This window comes from Hymenobacter aranciens, assembly GCF_030580865.1.
GTDB classification, from domain to species: domain Bacteria; phylum Bacteroidota; class Bacteroidia; order Cytophagales; family Hymenobacteraceae; genus Hymenobacter; species Hymenobacter aranciens.
Genome location: NZ_JAUQSY010000010.1, coordinates 104,871 through 119,572 on the forward strand (window position 1 = coordinate 104,871; position 14,702 = coordinate 119,572).

Here is a 14,702-nt window from a genome sequence, read left to right on the forward strand (position 1 = left end):
TGAATAAATCGAAGGCGGCCAAAGCCGCCCATCTTTCGGCCAACTCGACCTATCGAGTTACCCAAGTCATCAGTATGTTTTACCCAACTCGACGGTATGTTTTGGGCAAAACATACTGATGATTTTGAAAAGGCTTCCCAGACGCTGGAAATGGCCTTTTCCGGAAAAAGGGCTAAAAAACCGGCTTAGTACTTTTCCACGACGGCCGACCGGTAGTCTTCCACCACCTTACCCCCGCGCAGCTTCAGCACGCGCTGGGTTTTGGCGGCCAGCTCCAGGTCGTGCGTCACCAGCACCAGGGTGGTGCCGGCCTCGCGGTTGAGCTCGAATAGCAGGCTCACCACGGTGGCGCTGGTGTCGGGGTCGAGGTTGCCGGTGGGCTCGTCGGCAAAAAGGATGGCGGGGCGGTTGGCAAAGGCTCGGGCCAGGCTCACGCGCTGCTGCTCGCCGCCCGAGAGCTGGGCCGGGTAGTGGTGGCCGCGCTGGCCCAGGCCCACGCGCTCCAGCAGCGCCTGGGCGGTTTTGGCGGCGCCCTTTTCACCGCGCAGCTCCAGGGGCACCTGCACGTTTTCGAGGGCCGTGAGAGTAGGCAGCAGCTGGAAATTCTGAAAAATGAAGCCGACGTGCTGATTGCGCACGGCGGCGCGCTGGTCTTCGTTGAGGTTATCGAGCTGGATGCCGTTGAGGTGCACGCTGCCGGCGCTGGCGCGGTCGAGGCCGGCACAGAGGCCGAGCAGCGTAGTTTTGCCGCTGCCCGAGGGCCCGACGATGGCAAACGTGTCGCCGGCCTGCAGCCCGAAGCTGACGGCGTGTAGCACCGTGAGCTCGCGCCCGCCGCTGGCGTAGGTTTTGGTGAGGTTATCGACTTGAAGAATCACGAAAGCTGGTAGGTTGGTGTAAAATCAGCTGTCATCCTGAGCGCAACGAAGGATGACAGTTCTGATAACATCATAACGAATAAACCTTACGAATACTTTTGCCCCAGTGGCTACGTACTGCTTAAAAACCGTCTGCGAATGAAATTTCCGCTTCCTGCCCTGGCGCTGCTCGCCGCTCTCGCCCTCACCGGCTGCAACTCCGACCAGCCCGCTACTACCGCCGACCAGCCCGCCGTGGCTCCCGTGCCGCCCGCCAACACCCGCCGCATTCTCTTCTTCGGCAACAGCCTCACCGCCGGCATGGGCCTCGACCCCGAAGAAGCCTTCCCGGCCCTCATCGGCCAGAAAATCGACTCGGCCCGGCTGGGCTACACCGTCATCAACGCCGGCCTGAGCGGCGAAACCACCGCCGGTGGCCGCAGCCGCATCGGCTGGGTACTGCGCCAGCCCGTCGAGTTCTTCATCCTGGAGCTGGGTGCCAACGACGGCCTGCGCGGCCTGCCCCTGGCCGATACCCGCCGCAACCTGCAGGCCATCATCGACACCGTCAAAAAGAAAAGCCCGCAGGCCCAAATCATCCTGGCGGGCATGCAGATGCCGCCCAACCTCGGCAAGGCCTACGCGAAGGACTTTCAGAGCATCTACCCCGAGCTGGCGCAGAAAAACAATGCTGTGCTTATTCCCTTCCTGCTCGAAGGCGTGGCCGGCCACGTTGAACTGAATCAGAAAGATGGCATTCACCCCACGGCCAAGGGCGACCGCATTATTGCCAAAACGGTGTGGGGAGTGTTGTTGCCGCTGCTGAAGAAGGCTTAAAAAGGTGTTTGGTGTTGGGTTCCGGGTATTGGGGTTTCGTATTTCACCTAACACCTAACACCTAACACCTAACACCTAACACCTAACACCTAAATAATCCGCACCCCATCCAGCGCCACCTCATCCCGCAGCAGCTCCAGATTGCGGTAGGCCAGCGGCCGGCCGTGGTCGGTACTAAGCTCGGGCAGCTCGGCGCGGGCGGCATCGAGCGTGAGCTGGGTAAACTTGCGCTCACCTAAATAAATAGCCACGGGCCGGCCCAGGCTGGGGTCGTGGCTGGCCAGCGCCTGGTCGATTTCGGCCAAAATGCTGCTCATAACGTGCAAAGGTGGGGTAAAAAGGGCTGAAATATAGGCGAAGAATCAGAAATAATGCGTGAGGGCCCACGGCGGGCCCGGCCCCGGGCGGCCGGCGCCGTAGCCCCGGCCAGTATCTTTGCGCCATGTCCAGCCCTTTACCCGCTACTGCCCTCGCCGCTCGCCCCATTGGTTTGTTCGACTCCGGCATTGGCGGGCTCACGGTGGCGCGGGCGGTGGCCCAGCGCCTGCCGCACGAGCGGCTCATCTACTTCGGCGACACGGCCCACCTGCCGTACGGCGACAAAAGCACGGCCGCCATCCAGGCTTACGCCGTTAAAATCTGTGATTTACTGCTGCGCCAGCAGTGCAAGCTCATTCTCATAGCCTGCAATTCGGCCTCGGCCGCCGCCTACGAGCTGGTGCGTGAGTACGTGGGTTCGAAGGCGCGGGTGCTGAACGTGATTGACCCCATTGTGGCGCACGTGGGCCAGCACTACGCCGGGCAGCGCGTGGGCCTCATCGGCACCAAGCAGACGGTCAATTCCAACGTCTATAAAAAGAAGATGGACGCCCTCGACGCCGGCATCGACCTGCACTCGCTGGCCACGCCGCTGCTGGCGCCCATGATTGAGGAGGGCTTTTTTGAGAACTCCGTCTCCGACGACATCATCGCCACTTACCTCGGCCACCCGGCCCTGGCCGACATCCAGGCTCTGGTGCTGGCCTGCACGCACTACCCGCTCATCAAGGAGCAGATTGAGCGTTTCTACGCCGGGCGGGTAGCCGTGCTCGACGCCTCCGACGCCGTGGCCGCCCACACCCAGGCTTATCTGGCCGAGCGCGGCATGCTGGCCGAGGCCGGCCCGGTGCCCCCGGCGCACCACTTCTACGTTTCTGATTTTACCCGCTCGTTCGAGGAAAGCACCCGCATTTTCTTTCGCCAGGAAGTGCAGCTGGAGCACTATCCGCTGTGGGAGTAAGCCCCGGTCGCCCATTGTCAGAGACGGGAATAACAGAGGGATAACAGTTGACGTAAAGCGGGCGACGTATCTTTGAATGGCCGAAGCGAGGGCCGTTAGGGCCCGCTGCTCCACTATTCAGAATGCCCGAAACCGGACTTTAGTAATTCATTCTTTTTCATTTTCACCCTTTTCATTTTCGTATGACGCGATTTTTTACAACGCGGCTGCTGGCTTGCCTGAGTATGCTGCTATTGTGGTCGGGGCTGGCTTCGGCGGCTCCTTTCACGCCGGGCAACCTGGTGGTTGTGCGGGTTGGCGACGCCGTGACGGCCCCCGCTAGCGGGGTTGCGGCGGCTACGTTCCTGCTGGAATACACCCCCACCGGCACCCTGGTACAAACCATTGCCCTGCCCACGGCCACGAGCGGCACCAACCGCAGCCTGACCAACACCACGTCGTCGAGCTCCGAAGGCTACCTCAGCCGCTCGGCCGATGGCCGCTACCTGCTGGTGCCCGGCTACGATGCCGTTCCCGGCACCGCAGCTCTGGTCGCCACCGCCTCCACGGCCACCAACCGCGTCATCGGCCGGGTGGCTGCCGATGGCAGCATCGACACCAGCACCCGCATCGACGATGCCTTTAGCGCCGGCAACATCCGCTCGGTGGCTTCGGCCGATGGCGCTAACTTCTACGCCAGCGGCTCGAACAGCGGCGTGCGCTACCTGCCCCTGGGCAACACCGGCCCCACCACGGCCATCAATACCACGCCTACCAACCTGCGCGTGCTCAGCATCTACGGCGGCAACCTGTACGTGTCGGCCGCCACGGGGGCCTTCCAGGGCATCAGCCAGGTTGGCACGGGCCTGCCCACCACCACTGGCCAGACGGTAACGCTGCTGCCGGGCTTCCCCACAGCTTCGGGCCCGCAGCCCTACGCCTTCTACTTCGCCGACCTGAGCGCTACCGTGCCGGGCGTCGACGTAGTATATGTGGCCGATGACCGCACCGCCACCCCCGGCGGCGTGCAGAAGTGGAGCCTGGTAGGCGGCACCTGGACGCTGAACGGCAGCATCCTGAGCGCGGCCACGTCTCCCTTGGCCGTGCGCGGCATCACGGGCCAGACCACCGGCACCACGGTGTCGCTGGGCGTTTCCGGCAATGGCGGGCTGTATTTCTTCAGCGACGCCACCGGCTACAACGTGGCCCCGGCCATCACGACCCTGCCCGCGCCCATCGCCACCGCCGGTGGCAATGGCGCCGTGTTCCGCGGCGTTGCCTTTGCCCCTGAAGCTGCTACCACCACGGCGCCCACCATCGCCAGCTTCACGCCCACCACGGGCGCGGCCGGCGCTACCGTGACCCTCACCGGCACCAACCTGACCGGCGCCACGGCCGTGACGCTGAACGGCGTGGCCATCACCGGCTACACCGTGGTTAACGCTACCACCATCACCTTCGTGCTGCCCACCGGCGCTACCAGCGGCACCATTGCCGTGACCACGCCCGGCGGCACCGCCACCAGCACCGGCTCATTCACCGTAACGGTGGCCACGCCCGCGCCCACCATCACGAGCTTCACCCCGGCCACCGGCCCGGCAGGCACCGTGGTGACGGTAACCGGTACCAACTTCACCGGCGCTACTGGCGCTACCATCAACGGCACGGCCGGCACCAGCTTCATGGTGATGAGCGCTACGGAAGTAATGTTCACCGTGCCCGCTGGCGCTACCAGCGGCACTATCGCCGTGACCACGGCCGGCGGCACCGCCACCAGCACCGGCACCTTCACCGTGACGACGCCCACGGCGGCGCCCACCATCGCCAGCTTCTCGCCCGCTACGGCAGCCGTGGGCGCGACGGTAACCCTCACCGGCACCAACCTGACCGGCGCCACGGCCGTGACGCTGAACGGCGTGGCCATCACCGGCTACACCGTGGTTAACGCTACCACCATCACCTTCGTGCTGCCCACCGGCGCGGCCAGCGGCCCCATCGCCGTGACCACGCCCGGCGGCACCGCCACCAGCAGCACCAGCTTCACCGTGACGACGCCCAGCACGGGCAACTTCATCGAAGACTTCGAACTGGGCACCCGCACCACGAATTACAACGGCACTACGCCCCTGGCCCTGACTACGGGCAACTGGACGTTCGTAGAGGCCCTGATTGGGGACTTGGCCAATGACAAAAAGAATGGTGCGAAAGCCGCCCGCATTCGTGGTGGTGGCACCATCACGATGGAATTTGACAAGCCCAATGGGGCTGGCGTGATTAGCCTGCAGGCGGCTACTTTTGGTAATGACACCGGCGCTTCGTTCACGCTGAGCATCTCGACCGACGGTGGCAGCACCTTCACACCTATTGCCGGCACACCTGCTACGCTGAATGCTACGCTGACGCCCTACACCTTCACGGTAAACCAGACTGGTAACATCCGTCTGCGCATCGGCACTACCAACACTGCTGCTGCTGCCAACCCCCGCATCAACATTGACGACGTGAGCATCACCGATGCCAGCGCGCCCACCACGGCTACCCTGACGGCTGCTCCAGCCACGCTGCCGGCCTTCAGCACGGTAGTAGGTACGCCCTCGACCAGCCAGAGCTTCGCCATTACCGGCGTGGTGCTGACGGCTGATGCCACCATCACCGCCCCCGCCGGCTACGAAGTATCGCTGAGCGCCGCCGGCCCCTACACGGCTTCGGTAACGGTGTCGCCAACCAGCGGCTCCATTGCCAGCACCACCATCTACGTGCGCCTGACCGGTGCGGCCATCGGCACCCCGGCCGGCAACGTGACCGTAGCCAGCACCGGCGCTACCACCCAGAACGTGGCCGTGACGGGCACCGTGACGGCTACCGCTCCGGTGGCGCCCACCATCACCAGCTTCACGCCCACCACCGGCGCCGCTGGCGCCACCGTGACCATCACCGGCACTAACCTGACCGGCGCCACGGCCGTAACCCTGAACGGCGTGGCCATCACCGGCTTCACGGTAGTGGACGGCAACACTATCACCTTCGTGGTGCCCGCCAGCGCGGCTACCGGCACCATCGCCGTAACCACGCCCGGCGGCACCGCTACCAGCACCAGTACCTTCACCGTGACGCCCACGGCTACGGTGCCTGTTCTGAGCACCATCAGCCCGGTGCGCGCTGTGGTGGGCGGCCCTGGCTTCGTAATGACGCTGACCGGCACCGGCTTTACGGCTACTACGCAGGTAACCATCGGCACGAACACCTACACTGCCGCTACCGTGAATGCGGGCGCTACCAGCATCACCATCAACGTGCCCGCCAGCCAGATTGCTACGATTGGGCAGTTCCCCATCACGGCAAACAACGGTGGCGCGGCCTCGGCAGTACGCGACTTCTTTGTGGTGCCAGCTGCTACCAGCCTGGCTTACGAAGATTTTGAGGCGGGTACCAAAGCCGCTAGCGGCTACAGCGCTGGCCCGGTTACGCTGCGCAGCGGCGAATGGAACTTCACCGAAGCCCTGCTGGGCGACCTGTTTAACGACCGGGTAAACCAGGTGCGGGCTGCCCGCATCCGCGGCGGCGGGTCGATTGCCATGAACTTCGACAAGCCGGACGGTGCCGGCGTTATCACGGTGCAGGCCGCCATGTATGGTACCGATACGCCGACAACCTTCACGGTAGAAATTTCGACCAACGGCGGCACCACCTACACCGTGCTGCCGGGTGCCCCGACGGTGCTCACCACAACACTCACGACGTATAGCTTCGTTGCTAACGTAACGGGTAATGTGCGTCTGCGTATCAGCACGGCCGCCCCGACTGGCAACACTGCACGCATCAACATTGATGACATCAACATCCCGAACTTCCTGGCTACCAACCCGGGCAGCGCTCTGCCCGGCCTGGCGCTGTACCCCAACCCGGCCCAGGACCGCCTGACGGTGAGCCTGCCCACGGCGGGTGCAGCTACGGTAGCCCTGCGCGACCTCACCGGCCGCGTAGTGCTGGCCGAGGCCCCGCTGGCCGCCAACGGCGTGGTGACCCTGCCGGCCTCGCTGGCTACCGGTACCTACCTGCTGGAAGTGCGTCAGAACGGCGTAACGGCCGTGCGCCGCGTCGCCAAAAACTAGTCTGACCTGCAACCAGGCTTCTGAAAAAGGCCCCCAACCAGTCTGGTTGGGGGCCTTTTTGCGTGGGGCGAGTAGCTGTTGGCCGGCCAGCCGCACCAGCGCCGGTCTGGCAGCTACAGTAGCGCAGTCAGCTGTTTCGGCTCGTTAAGCGTGTCGACCTGCTGGCTCAACCATTCCCACTGCCCCGGCTGGGCAATAAGCTTACTGGTAGCTGCAATGCCGCAAGCGTCCTGGGCCTATCGGCCAGGGGGTTTTATATTTATGTAAGGGCTGCCGCGAACCATACTCGGATATTAACAGTCTGTTAACCCAAAAGAATACAGGTGTAATGCCTGCAACTGGTACCTTTGCTAAGCAAATGCTCTCTCTTTTCTATTTTTAGTATGCTGCGCATGACAACACGTTCTATTCCGTTTATTCGCCTGGGCCGGAGGGCCGGGCTACTGGCGCTGTTGCTGCTGCCACTGCTGGGGTGGGGGCAAACGACCATTGCCATTCAGGATTTTGAAGCAACTCCTGCCACGCCAACGGCCACCTATGGCACGACCGGCACCGGGGGAGCAATAACAACCGGCAATGCCAATACCCCCAATGACCCGCGGTACGTTTCCGGGACCCAGGGCTACGGCCGCAGCGGGAGTACGGGGTCGGTGGTCATCACTTCAGCGGCGAACATCGACGCGAGTGCCTATACCGGCGTCGCGCTGGAATTTCGTTTGGCATCCTTCTCCGGTACTTCCGGTAACGGGGCTGAAAACGATGACCTGGTTACGGTTGCGATAAGCACTAATGGGGGAACCAGCTACTCAAACGAGTTGATAGTAACCGGCAACAGCAATGCCCGGTGGAGCTTTGCTACGGGAACTGGCACTGCATCGGCGGCATACGACGGAAACAGCACCGTTGAAGCCGCCAAAAGATTTACGCCGGCCGGAGGAGACGCCCGTACCACCGATGGCTACACCTTCATTCGGGTAACCGGCATCACTGCCAGCAACCAGCTGCGTTTCCGCATCACGCTGGGCAACGACGCTGCTAACGAACAATGGGTAATTGATGACATTGTCGTGAAGGGCAATGCCGCCATTTCTACCGGTACCGTCGGCAGCACTCCGGTTTGTGCAAACACAGCCACTGATGTGACGGTCCCCTACACGCCGAACATAACTTTTACGGGCGCCTATTCGGCTCAATTGTCGGATGCTGCGGGTGACTTTACTTCGCCCACCACGCTGAGCATTGTTGGCTCGAACAGCGCCAACCCACTTACCGTAACTATTCCGGCCGGTACGCCCAACGGCACCGGCTATAAAATTCGGGTGAATAACGCTGCCCCGGCCCGGACGGGGTCGGCCAGTCCGGCTTTCGCCATCAACAACCTGGCGGTGACGCTGGCCCCCACCACCCTGGGCCTGACCATCGGCCAGACCAACGCCACGGCTCTGACGGCCACCGAAACTCCCGCCGCCACCAGCCGCATCTGGAAGTACGGCACCATGTCGGGTGGGGCCTACAGTAACACCATCGGCAGCCAGGCGGGCACCAGCTACACGCCCCAGCCGGCCGACTTTGGCGGCACAACGGGCACTTATTACGTGGTGGCTCAGAGCACGCTGGGCGGCTGCGTGGTTACCAGCAACCAGTCGGTGGTAACGGTGAACCCGGCCACCAGCGCCACCATTTCCCTGAGTACCGCCTCCCTCAACCTGGGCACGGTGGGCACCAACACGGCCGGCACCATCTACACCTACACGGTGAGCGGCAGCCTGCTCACCACGGGCATCACCATCACGCCCCCGGCGGGCGTCGAAATCTCGAAAGACGGCTTCCTGAGCACCGCCAACACCAACGCCGCGCCGCTGGTGCTGCCCCAAAGCGGCAACAGCGTAGCCAGCACCACCATCTCGGTGCGGCTGGCGGCCACGGCCACCCCGGGCGCGGTGAGCGGTAACATTACCCACGTCAGCGGCACGGCCAGCCAGAACGTGGCCGTGACGGGCACGGTGCTGGCGGGCGCCAGCGCTTGCCTGACGGAAGGCTTCAACAACGCGGCCATCCCTGTGGGCTGGTTGACGTCGGGCGTATCGACCTCTACGGACAGCCCCCGGACCGGCACCCGGCAGGCCGAGTTTGACGGCAGCACCGAATCCCTGACCACCCCGGTCATCGCCAACCCTTCGTTGCTGACGTTTTACCTGTACCGGACCACCAGCACCACGGCCAAAAACCTACTGGTGCAGGTATCGACCAGCGGTCAGACGGGGACCTTCACGACCGTGACCACTTTCACCCACAGCGATGTGCCGCTGACCGAAACCTGGACGCCGCTGACAGTAGACCTGTCGGCCTACACGGCCTCCAACGCCGTGTACATTCGCTTTGCCCGCAACAACGGCAACACCTCGCCCTGGCGCCTCGACGACGTGACCGTGAGCTGCGGCGTGCCGGCTCCGGCCTTTACCCTGACCACGGGCACCATTGCCGACTCGCCGTTCTGCATCAACCAGGGCACCAACCCCAGCATTACGGTGCCATTCACGGTGAGCGGCGGCACCTTCGGCACCGCCAATGTGATGACGGCCGTGCTCAGCAATGCCAGCGGCAGCTTTGCCAGCGGCACCACCACGCTGGGCACCCTCACGGCCGTGGCTAGTGGCAGCATCAGCGGCAACATCCCCAACAGCGTGGTTTCGGGCACGGCTTACCGCGTGCGGGTGCAAGCCAGCACCCCCGCCACCAACGCCCCCGACAACGGAACCGACTTGGTGGTGACCAACTACCTGACTAACGAGGTGCCCGCCACGGCCAGCGCCACGCCCGGCAACGGGCAGGTGACGGTGAGCTTCGGGGCCCCGGCCAACAGCTGCGCCACCAGCGTTATCATCACCGCCCGATTGGGCAGTGCCGGCACTCTCAAGCCACTGGCCGGCAATATCTACACTGCCAATACCACTTTTGGCGGCAGCGGCAGCACCAACCTGGGCAGCGGCCAGTACGTGGTGTATAACGGGCCGCTCAACGGTAGCGTAACCGTGACGGGCCTTACCAACGGCAGCCAGTATTTCTTCCAGATTTTCACAACCGGTGGCAACGGCTACAGCGACGGCATTGTGCGCTCGGCCCGCCCGGTAGTGCCCGCCATCCTTACCGAAGTGCTGGTGCCCCAGCTGATAAGCGCCCGCACCAGCACCAGCACCCACAACGCCCGCCTGCCCTACGTGTGGCGTGCCACTGTGAGCGGCCTGCTGCCCACTACCACTTATAAGTACTACACCGCCGTGCATGCCGCCACCGATGCCGCTACCTACGGTGGGGTAGGGGTGCCGCTGGAAGTAAAAGCCCCGGGCGCCTTCGTGCGCGCCAGTGGCCCCAGCCTGAGCAGCAGCACCGCCACCTTTGCCACTGATGCCAGCGGCAGCTACACCGGCTGGTTTGCCGTGGAGCCCACCGCCGATAGCCGCTTTGCCGATGGCAGCACGGTATATCCGCTCATCGTGCTCAATGCGGGCGATGGCAGCGATGTGGCCGCCCAGTTTCTGCCCACCACCAGCGCCGTTACGGCTATGCAGCTGGGCACCGGCAGCAGCCAGGCCACGGCCGTGCGCGGCACCTCTTTCGCGGCCCCGGCCAACTTCATCTTTACCTATAACGACGTAAACGGCATGAGCCGCCCTCTGGCCGGCACCTGGGTAGAAGAAGACGGCATTGTCAACACGACTGCCAACAACTATGCGGCCTTCTATAGCAACGATGTAAATGGCGTAGCCGGCGCCTGGGGCCTGCTCACGCCCAACACCAATGCCAACGGTATCCGCCGCGTCGAGCAGCGCGCTCTGGCCGATGGCAGCCTGGTAGGCTGCCCCGCCACCGACGCCGACGGCGTGTGGCCCAGCACCACCAGCACCGTGAACCCAAACAGCGGTACCACGGCCCGCGTGCTCACCACCGGCGACGTGCCCTTCCAGGCGGCCACCGTGACGGGCTTCTCGCCCAGCGGCGGCACGCCCGGCACCATCATCACCATCACCGGCACCAACTTCACCACCGGCCCCGCGCCCACGGTGAGCTTCAACGGCGGCACGGCCGTGGCTACTACCTTCGTGAGCACCACCAGCGTGACGGTGGCCGTGCCCGCCAGCGCCAGCAGCGGTCCGCTTACGCTCACGGCCGGCTGCGGCACTACCCTGGCGGTGGGCGCCTTCGCAGTAGTGCCCAATGCCTACTACACCAAGGCCACCGGCGACCTCGACCTGCTGAGCACCTACGGCGACCAGCCCGACGGCTCGGGCACGGCCCCCACGTCGTTTGCCCTGGCCGGCACTACCTACACCGTAACCGGCACGGGCCGCAGCTTCGGCAACAACTGGACGGTGAGCGGCACGGGCACGAAAGTGGTGCTGGCCGCCGGCGCGGAGATGATTATCCCCACCACGGCCGTCTTCGCCGGTACCCTCGACCAGGGAGCTAACAGCACCCTGGTGATTCGCAACGCCACGGCGGCGGCTACCGACAATCTACTTCAGGATGTGCAGGCGGCTTCCAGCACTATTGAGCTGGCCCAAACGACTGCGCCATACATCATTCCGGTTGACCTGAACTACGAAAACCTCAAGCTCACCAACGGCGAGAAGCGGCTTAATGCTGCCTATTTCTACGACGTGAACGGGACGCTGACGCTGGAAAACACGCTTATCAGCAGCACCCTGCTCAACACCAGTGCCGGCAACAACTTTGCGTATGCTATTATCCGACTGAATGGCAACCTGGTGCAGCTGAGTAACGTGACCTACGACCCCGCCCGGAGCATTACGCTGCAGCTGCTGAATACCAGCACCATTCAGACGCTGAATGCCAACGGTGGGACTATTTCCCTGCACCGGCTGCTCACAGATGGCAGCACCGTGAAAGGCGGTAGCCTGGTGGGCGCGGGCTCAGTGCTGGCGCTGGGCAACAGCCGCAACGGGGGCCTGGAAATGTTGGATTCGGGTAACACCCTGGAACTAGGGGCTGGCACGACGCTCCGCTTCAACGGCGGGGGCAATATCTTCGGTACCTCACTAGGTTCGCTGAAACCCGACCCAGCTGCCAATCTGGAGTTTATGCGTACCGTAGCTAACGACTATGACCTGGGCAGCCTCCGGTTCGTTACGGGTTTCAACACGGTGAACAACTTCCTGCTAAGCGCCACTACCAGTGTCAGCAGCGAGAACGTACTGGGCCTGTCGTCTAACCTGACGGTGAATGGCAGCGCTACCTTCCAGGCCGGCACGCTAGAGCTCAATGGCCGGACCCTGACGCTGAACGGCCCCATAACGAGCGGCACCGGCACGCTGCGCGGCAGCACGAGCAGCAGCCTGAACTTCGGCGGCACCGGGGCACTGGGTACGCTCAATTTTGTTAGCGCAGCCGCTGGTCGTAACCTGAGCACGCTGACAATGAACCGCGCCGGCGGCGCTGCTTTCGTACTCACTGCTCCGCTGACTATCAACACAACCCTGGCGCTTACCAACGGCATTATCACGACCGATGCTACCAATGTGCTCACGTTGATTAACGCGGCTGCCCCCACCGGCGGCTCGGCCGATAGCTACATCAATGGCCCTCTGGCCCGCATCACCAACTCGGGGGCGCGTACGGTATTCTTCCCCGTGGGCAAGGCCGGCAACTACCGCCCCCTCACGCTGAACACCGCCGCCCAGAGCAACACCGTGACCTACACGGCCGAGCAGATAGAGTCGGCGCCGGCCAACAATAACTACGCCGCCGGCAGCAACCTGCAGCGGGTATCGTTCAAGCGCTACTTCACCATCAACCGCAGCACCTCGGCGGGCACCTTCAGCGGTACGCTCACCATGACCTTCGGCACCGACGACTACGTGAACTTCCCCGCCGACCCCACCTTCGTGGTGGCCAAGCGCAGCACTCCTGCCAGCGAATGGACCAACATCGGCCATACGGCCGAAACCGGCACGGCCAGCAACGGCGCGCCCGTGGCCGGTACCATCACCTCGGGCATCTTCACCACCTTCTCCGACTTCTCGCTGGCCAGCACCAGCACCGCCAACTTTTTCCCTGGCCTCAACCCGCTGCCCGTCGAACTCATCAGCTTCACTGCCCAGCGTCAGGAAGCCAACGTGAGCCTGCAGTGGGCCACCGCCAGCGAGAAAAACAGCGCCTATTTCGAAGTGCAGCGCAGCCCGAATGCCGAAGATTTCACGACCATCGCCAAGGTGGATGCCGCTGGCAGCAGCACTAAAAAAGCTGTCTACCAGACGCTCGACCGCAACGCCCCCCCCACGCAGCTTTATTACCGCCTGCGCCAGGTCGATAACGATGGCAGCGTAGCCTACTCGCCCGTGAAAGTGGTGGCAGCCAGCAGCAAGGTATTCGAAATGGCCATTTACCCCAACCCGGCCCGCGAAACCATCAACTTCAGCACCGCCGGCCCGGCCAGCTACCGCATCAGCAACGTGCTGGGCCAGGTGCTGCTGCAAGGCACGGCCACCGACATGACAAACGTATCGGTAGCATCGCTGGCCAGCGGCACGTATTACCTGGAACTCCAAACCGCTGCTGGCCGCAAGGTGCAGAAGTTCAGTAAGGAGTAGTAACCCTGAGCTCCGCCTGGTCTTCGAATTCGGCGGAGCCCAAGGAAACCGGACAACAAAAAAGGTCGCCCAACTGGGCGACCTTTTTTGTTGCATCAGAACCCGCTTAGCCTGAGCCGGCAGGCACAATTAATTCAATAGCTTAAACCGAGAAGCTCTCGCCGCAGCCGCACTCACGCGAGGCGTTGGGGTTGTTGAACTGAAAGCCCTTGCCGTTCAGCCCATCCGAGAAGTCGAGCTCAGTGCCGGCCAGGTAGAGGAAGCTTTTCATATCCACCACCACACGCACGCCCTTGTCCTCAAATTCCTGGTCCATCGGCCGCACTTCGTTGTCGAAATCGAGCTTGTAGCTCAAACCCGAGCAGCCGCCGCCGGCTACCGAGGCGCGCAGGCGATATGTGGCATCCAGTTCGGCATCGCGCATGAGATGCTCGATTTTGTCTTTGGCTTTATCTGAAACGGTAATCATTGTATTAAGCTGTTAGCTAATAGCGGCTAGCTGTTAGCCTTGTTCATAAAAGCCAATAGCTAATGGCTACCAGCTAAAAGCCCACTTTACGAGCTCGGGTTCAGCACAACACTAAACACCGTGATGGTGTTCAAATCGCGCCCAAAATAGAGCTTGTCCAGCGCCTCATACATATTGTGCGCCCGGAAGTAGGAAGTGTGCAACTCCTTGTCGTCCCGCGCGCGCCATTGCACAGTATACGAGCTTTCGGTGTCCCGAAAGCGCCGCACGTATTCCAGCATCTTGCGCAGGGCATCCACGCGGTCATAGCCCATTTCGTAGCGAAACAGGAAGCTCTGCTGGTGCCGCGGGTTCACGGTGATGAGGTCCAGCCGCGTTTGCCCATCGAGTTGCCGAAATTCAAACAGCAATTGCGCCGGGTCGAGGCCCAGGTGCTGCTCAATCTCGCGTTGCAGGCGGGCGGTTTCGACGTGAGAATCCATAGAAGGAGTTATGAGTTAGGAGTTATGAATTATGAGTTGGCAGAACGTCAACTCATAATTCATAACTCCTAACTCATAA

General features: G+C 62.9%; 8 protein-coding genes. 4 read left to right on the forward strand and 4 right to left on the reverse strand.

Annotated elements, in window-relative coordinates; translation table 11 throughout:
* Positions 1–185 precede the first annotated feature (185 nt).
* On the reverse strand, positions 186–878 hold the full coding sequence (locus tag Q5H93_RS15890) for an ABC transporter ATP-binding protein (RefSeq protein WP_305007585.1): 693 nt from the start codon (positions 876–878) through the stop codon (positions 186–188).
* 138 nt (positions 879–1,016) lie between these two features.
* Here Q5H93_RS15890 and Q5H93_RS15895 point away from each other — a divergent pair, with 138 nt between their 5' ends.
* Positions 1,017–1,694, forward strand: coding sequence for an arylesterase (locus Q5H93_RS15895; RefSeq protein WP_305007586.1), 678 nt, complete (start codon positions 1,017–1,019; stop codon positions 1,692–1,694).
* An 89-nt stretch (positions 1,695–1,783) separates the two neighbouring features.
* Here the strand turns inward: Q5H93_RS15895 and Q5H93_RS15900 are convergent, their stop codons facing one another.
* On the reverse strand, positions 1,784–2,011 hold the full coding sequence (locus Q5H93_RS15900) for a hypothetical protein (protein WP_305007587.1): 228 nt from the start codon (positions 2,009–2,011) through the stop codon (positions 1,784–1,786).
* A gap of 125 nt (positions 2,012–2,136) precedes the next feature.
* Between Q5H93_RS15900 and murI the strand changes: the two genes are divergently transcribed.
* The 3 genes from murI to Q5H93_RS15915 all read left to right on the forward strand — a co-directional run bounded on the left by murI (position 2,137) and on the right by Q5H93_RS15915 (position 13,672).
* Positions 2,137–2,973 (forward strand): glutamate racemase, encoded by an 837-nt coding sequence (murI, locus tag Q5H93_RS15905; protein WP_305007588.1) that lies wholly within the window; start codon positions 2,137–2,139, stop codon positions 2,971–2,973.
* Positions 2,974–3,155: 182 nt separating this feature from the next.
* A complete protein-coding gene (locus tag Q5H93_RS15910) occupies positions 3,156–7,064 on the forward strand; it encodes a beta strand repeat-containing protein (protein ID WP_305007589.1) in 3,909 nt (1,302 codons plus the stop codon).
* Between the two features lie 392 nt (positions 7,065–7,456).
* Positions 7,457–13,672, forward strand: coding sequence for a T9SS type A sorting domain-containing protein (locus Q5H93_RS15915; RefSeq protein ID WP_305007590.1), 6,216 nt, complete (start codon positions 7,457–7,459; stop codon positions 13,670–13,672).
* Between the two features lie 142 nt (positions 13,673–13,814).
* On the opposite strand, the gene Q5H93_RS15920 is transcribed toward Q5H93_RS15915, so the two are convergent.
* Together Q5H93_RS15920 and Q5H93_RS15925 are read right to left on the reverse strand one after the other, a co-directional pair.
* The gene (locus tag Q5H93_RS15920; RefSeq protein ID WP_305007591.1) at positions 13,815–14,141 is read right to left on the reverse strand and encodes a HesB/IscA family protein; all 327 of its coding nucleotides are present in this window, start codon (positions 14,139–14,141) and stop codon (positions 13,815–13,817) included.
* Between the two features lie 86 nt (positions 14,142–14,227).
* On the reverse strand, positions 14,228–14,623 hold the full coding sequence (locus Q5H93_RS15925) for a hypothetical protein (protein ID WP_305007592.1): 396 nt from the start codon (positions 14,621–14,623) through the stop codon (positions 14,228–14,230).
* Between the last annotated feature and the right edge of the window lie 79 nt (positions 14,624–14,702).

What these genes read in the sequence shown, in the direction of transcription:
- Q5H93_RS15895 (WP_305007586.1), top strand. Translation starts at nt 1,017, where the DNA reads ATGAAATTTCCGCTTCCTGCCCTGGCGCTGCTCGCCGCTCTCGCCCTC.
- Q5H93_RS15900 (WP_305007587.1), bottom strand. Translation starts at nt 2,011, where the DNA reads ATGAGCAGCATTTTGGCCGAAATCGACCAGGCGCTGGCCAGCCACGAC.
- murI (WP_305007588.1), top strand. Translation starts at nt 2,137, where the DNA reads ATGTCCAGCCCTTTACCCGCTACTGCCCTCGCCGCTCGCCCCATTGGT.
- Q5H93_RS15910 (WP_305007589.1), top strand. Translation starts at nt 3,156, where the DNA reads ATGACGCGATTTTTTACAACGCGGCTGCTGGCTTGCCTGAGTATGCTG.
- Q5H93_RS15915 (WP_305007590.1), top strand. Translation starts at nt 7,457, where the DNA reads ATGACAACACGTTCTATTCCGTTTATTCGCCTGGGCCGGAGGGCCGGG.
- Q5H93_RS15920 (WP_305007591.1), bottom strand. Translation starts at nt 14,141, where the DNA reads ATGATTACCGTTTCAGATAAAGCCAAAGACAAAATCGAGCATCTCATG.
- Q5H93_RS15925 (WP_305007592.1), bottom strand. Translation starts at nt 14,623, where the DNA reads ATGGATTCTCACGTCGAAACCGCCCGCCTGCAACGCGAGATTGAGCAG.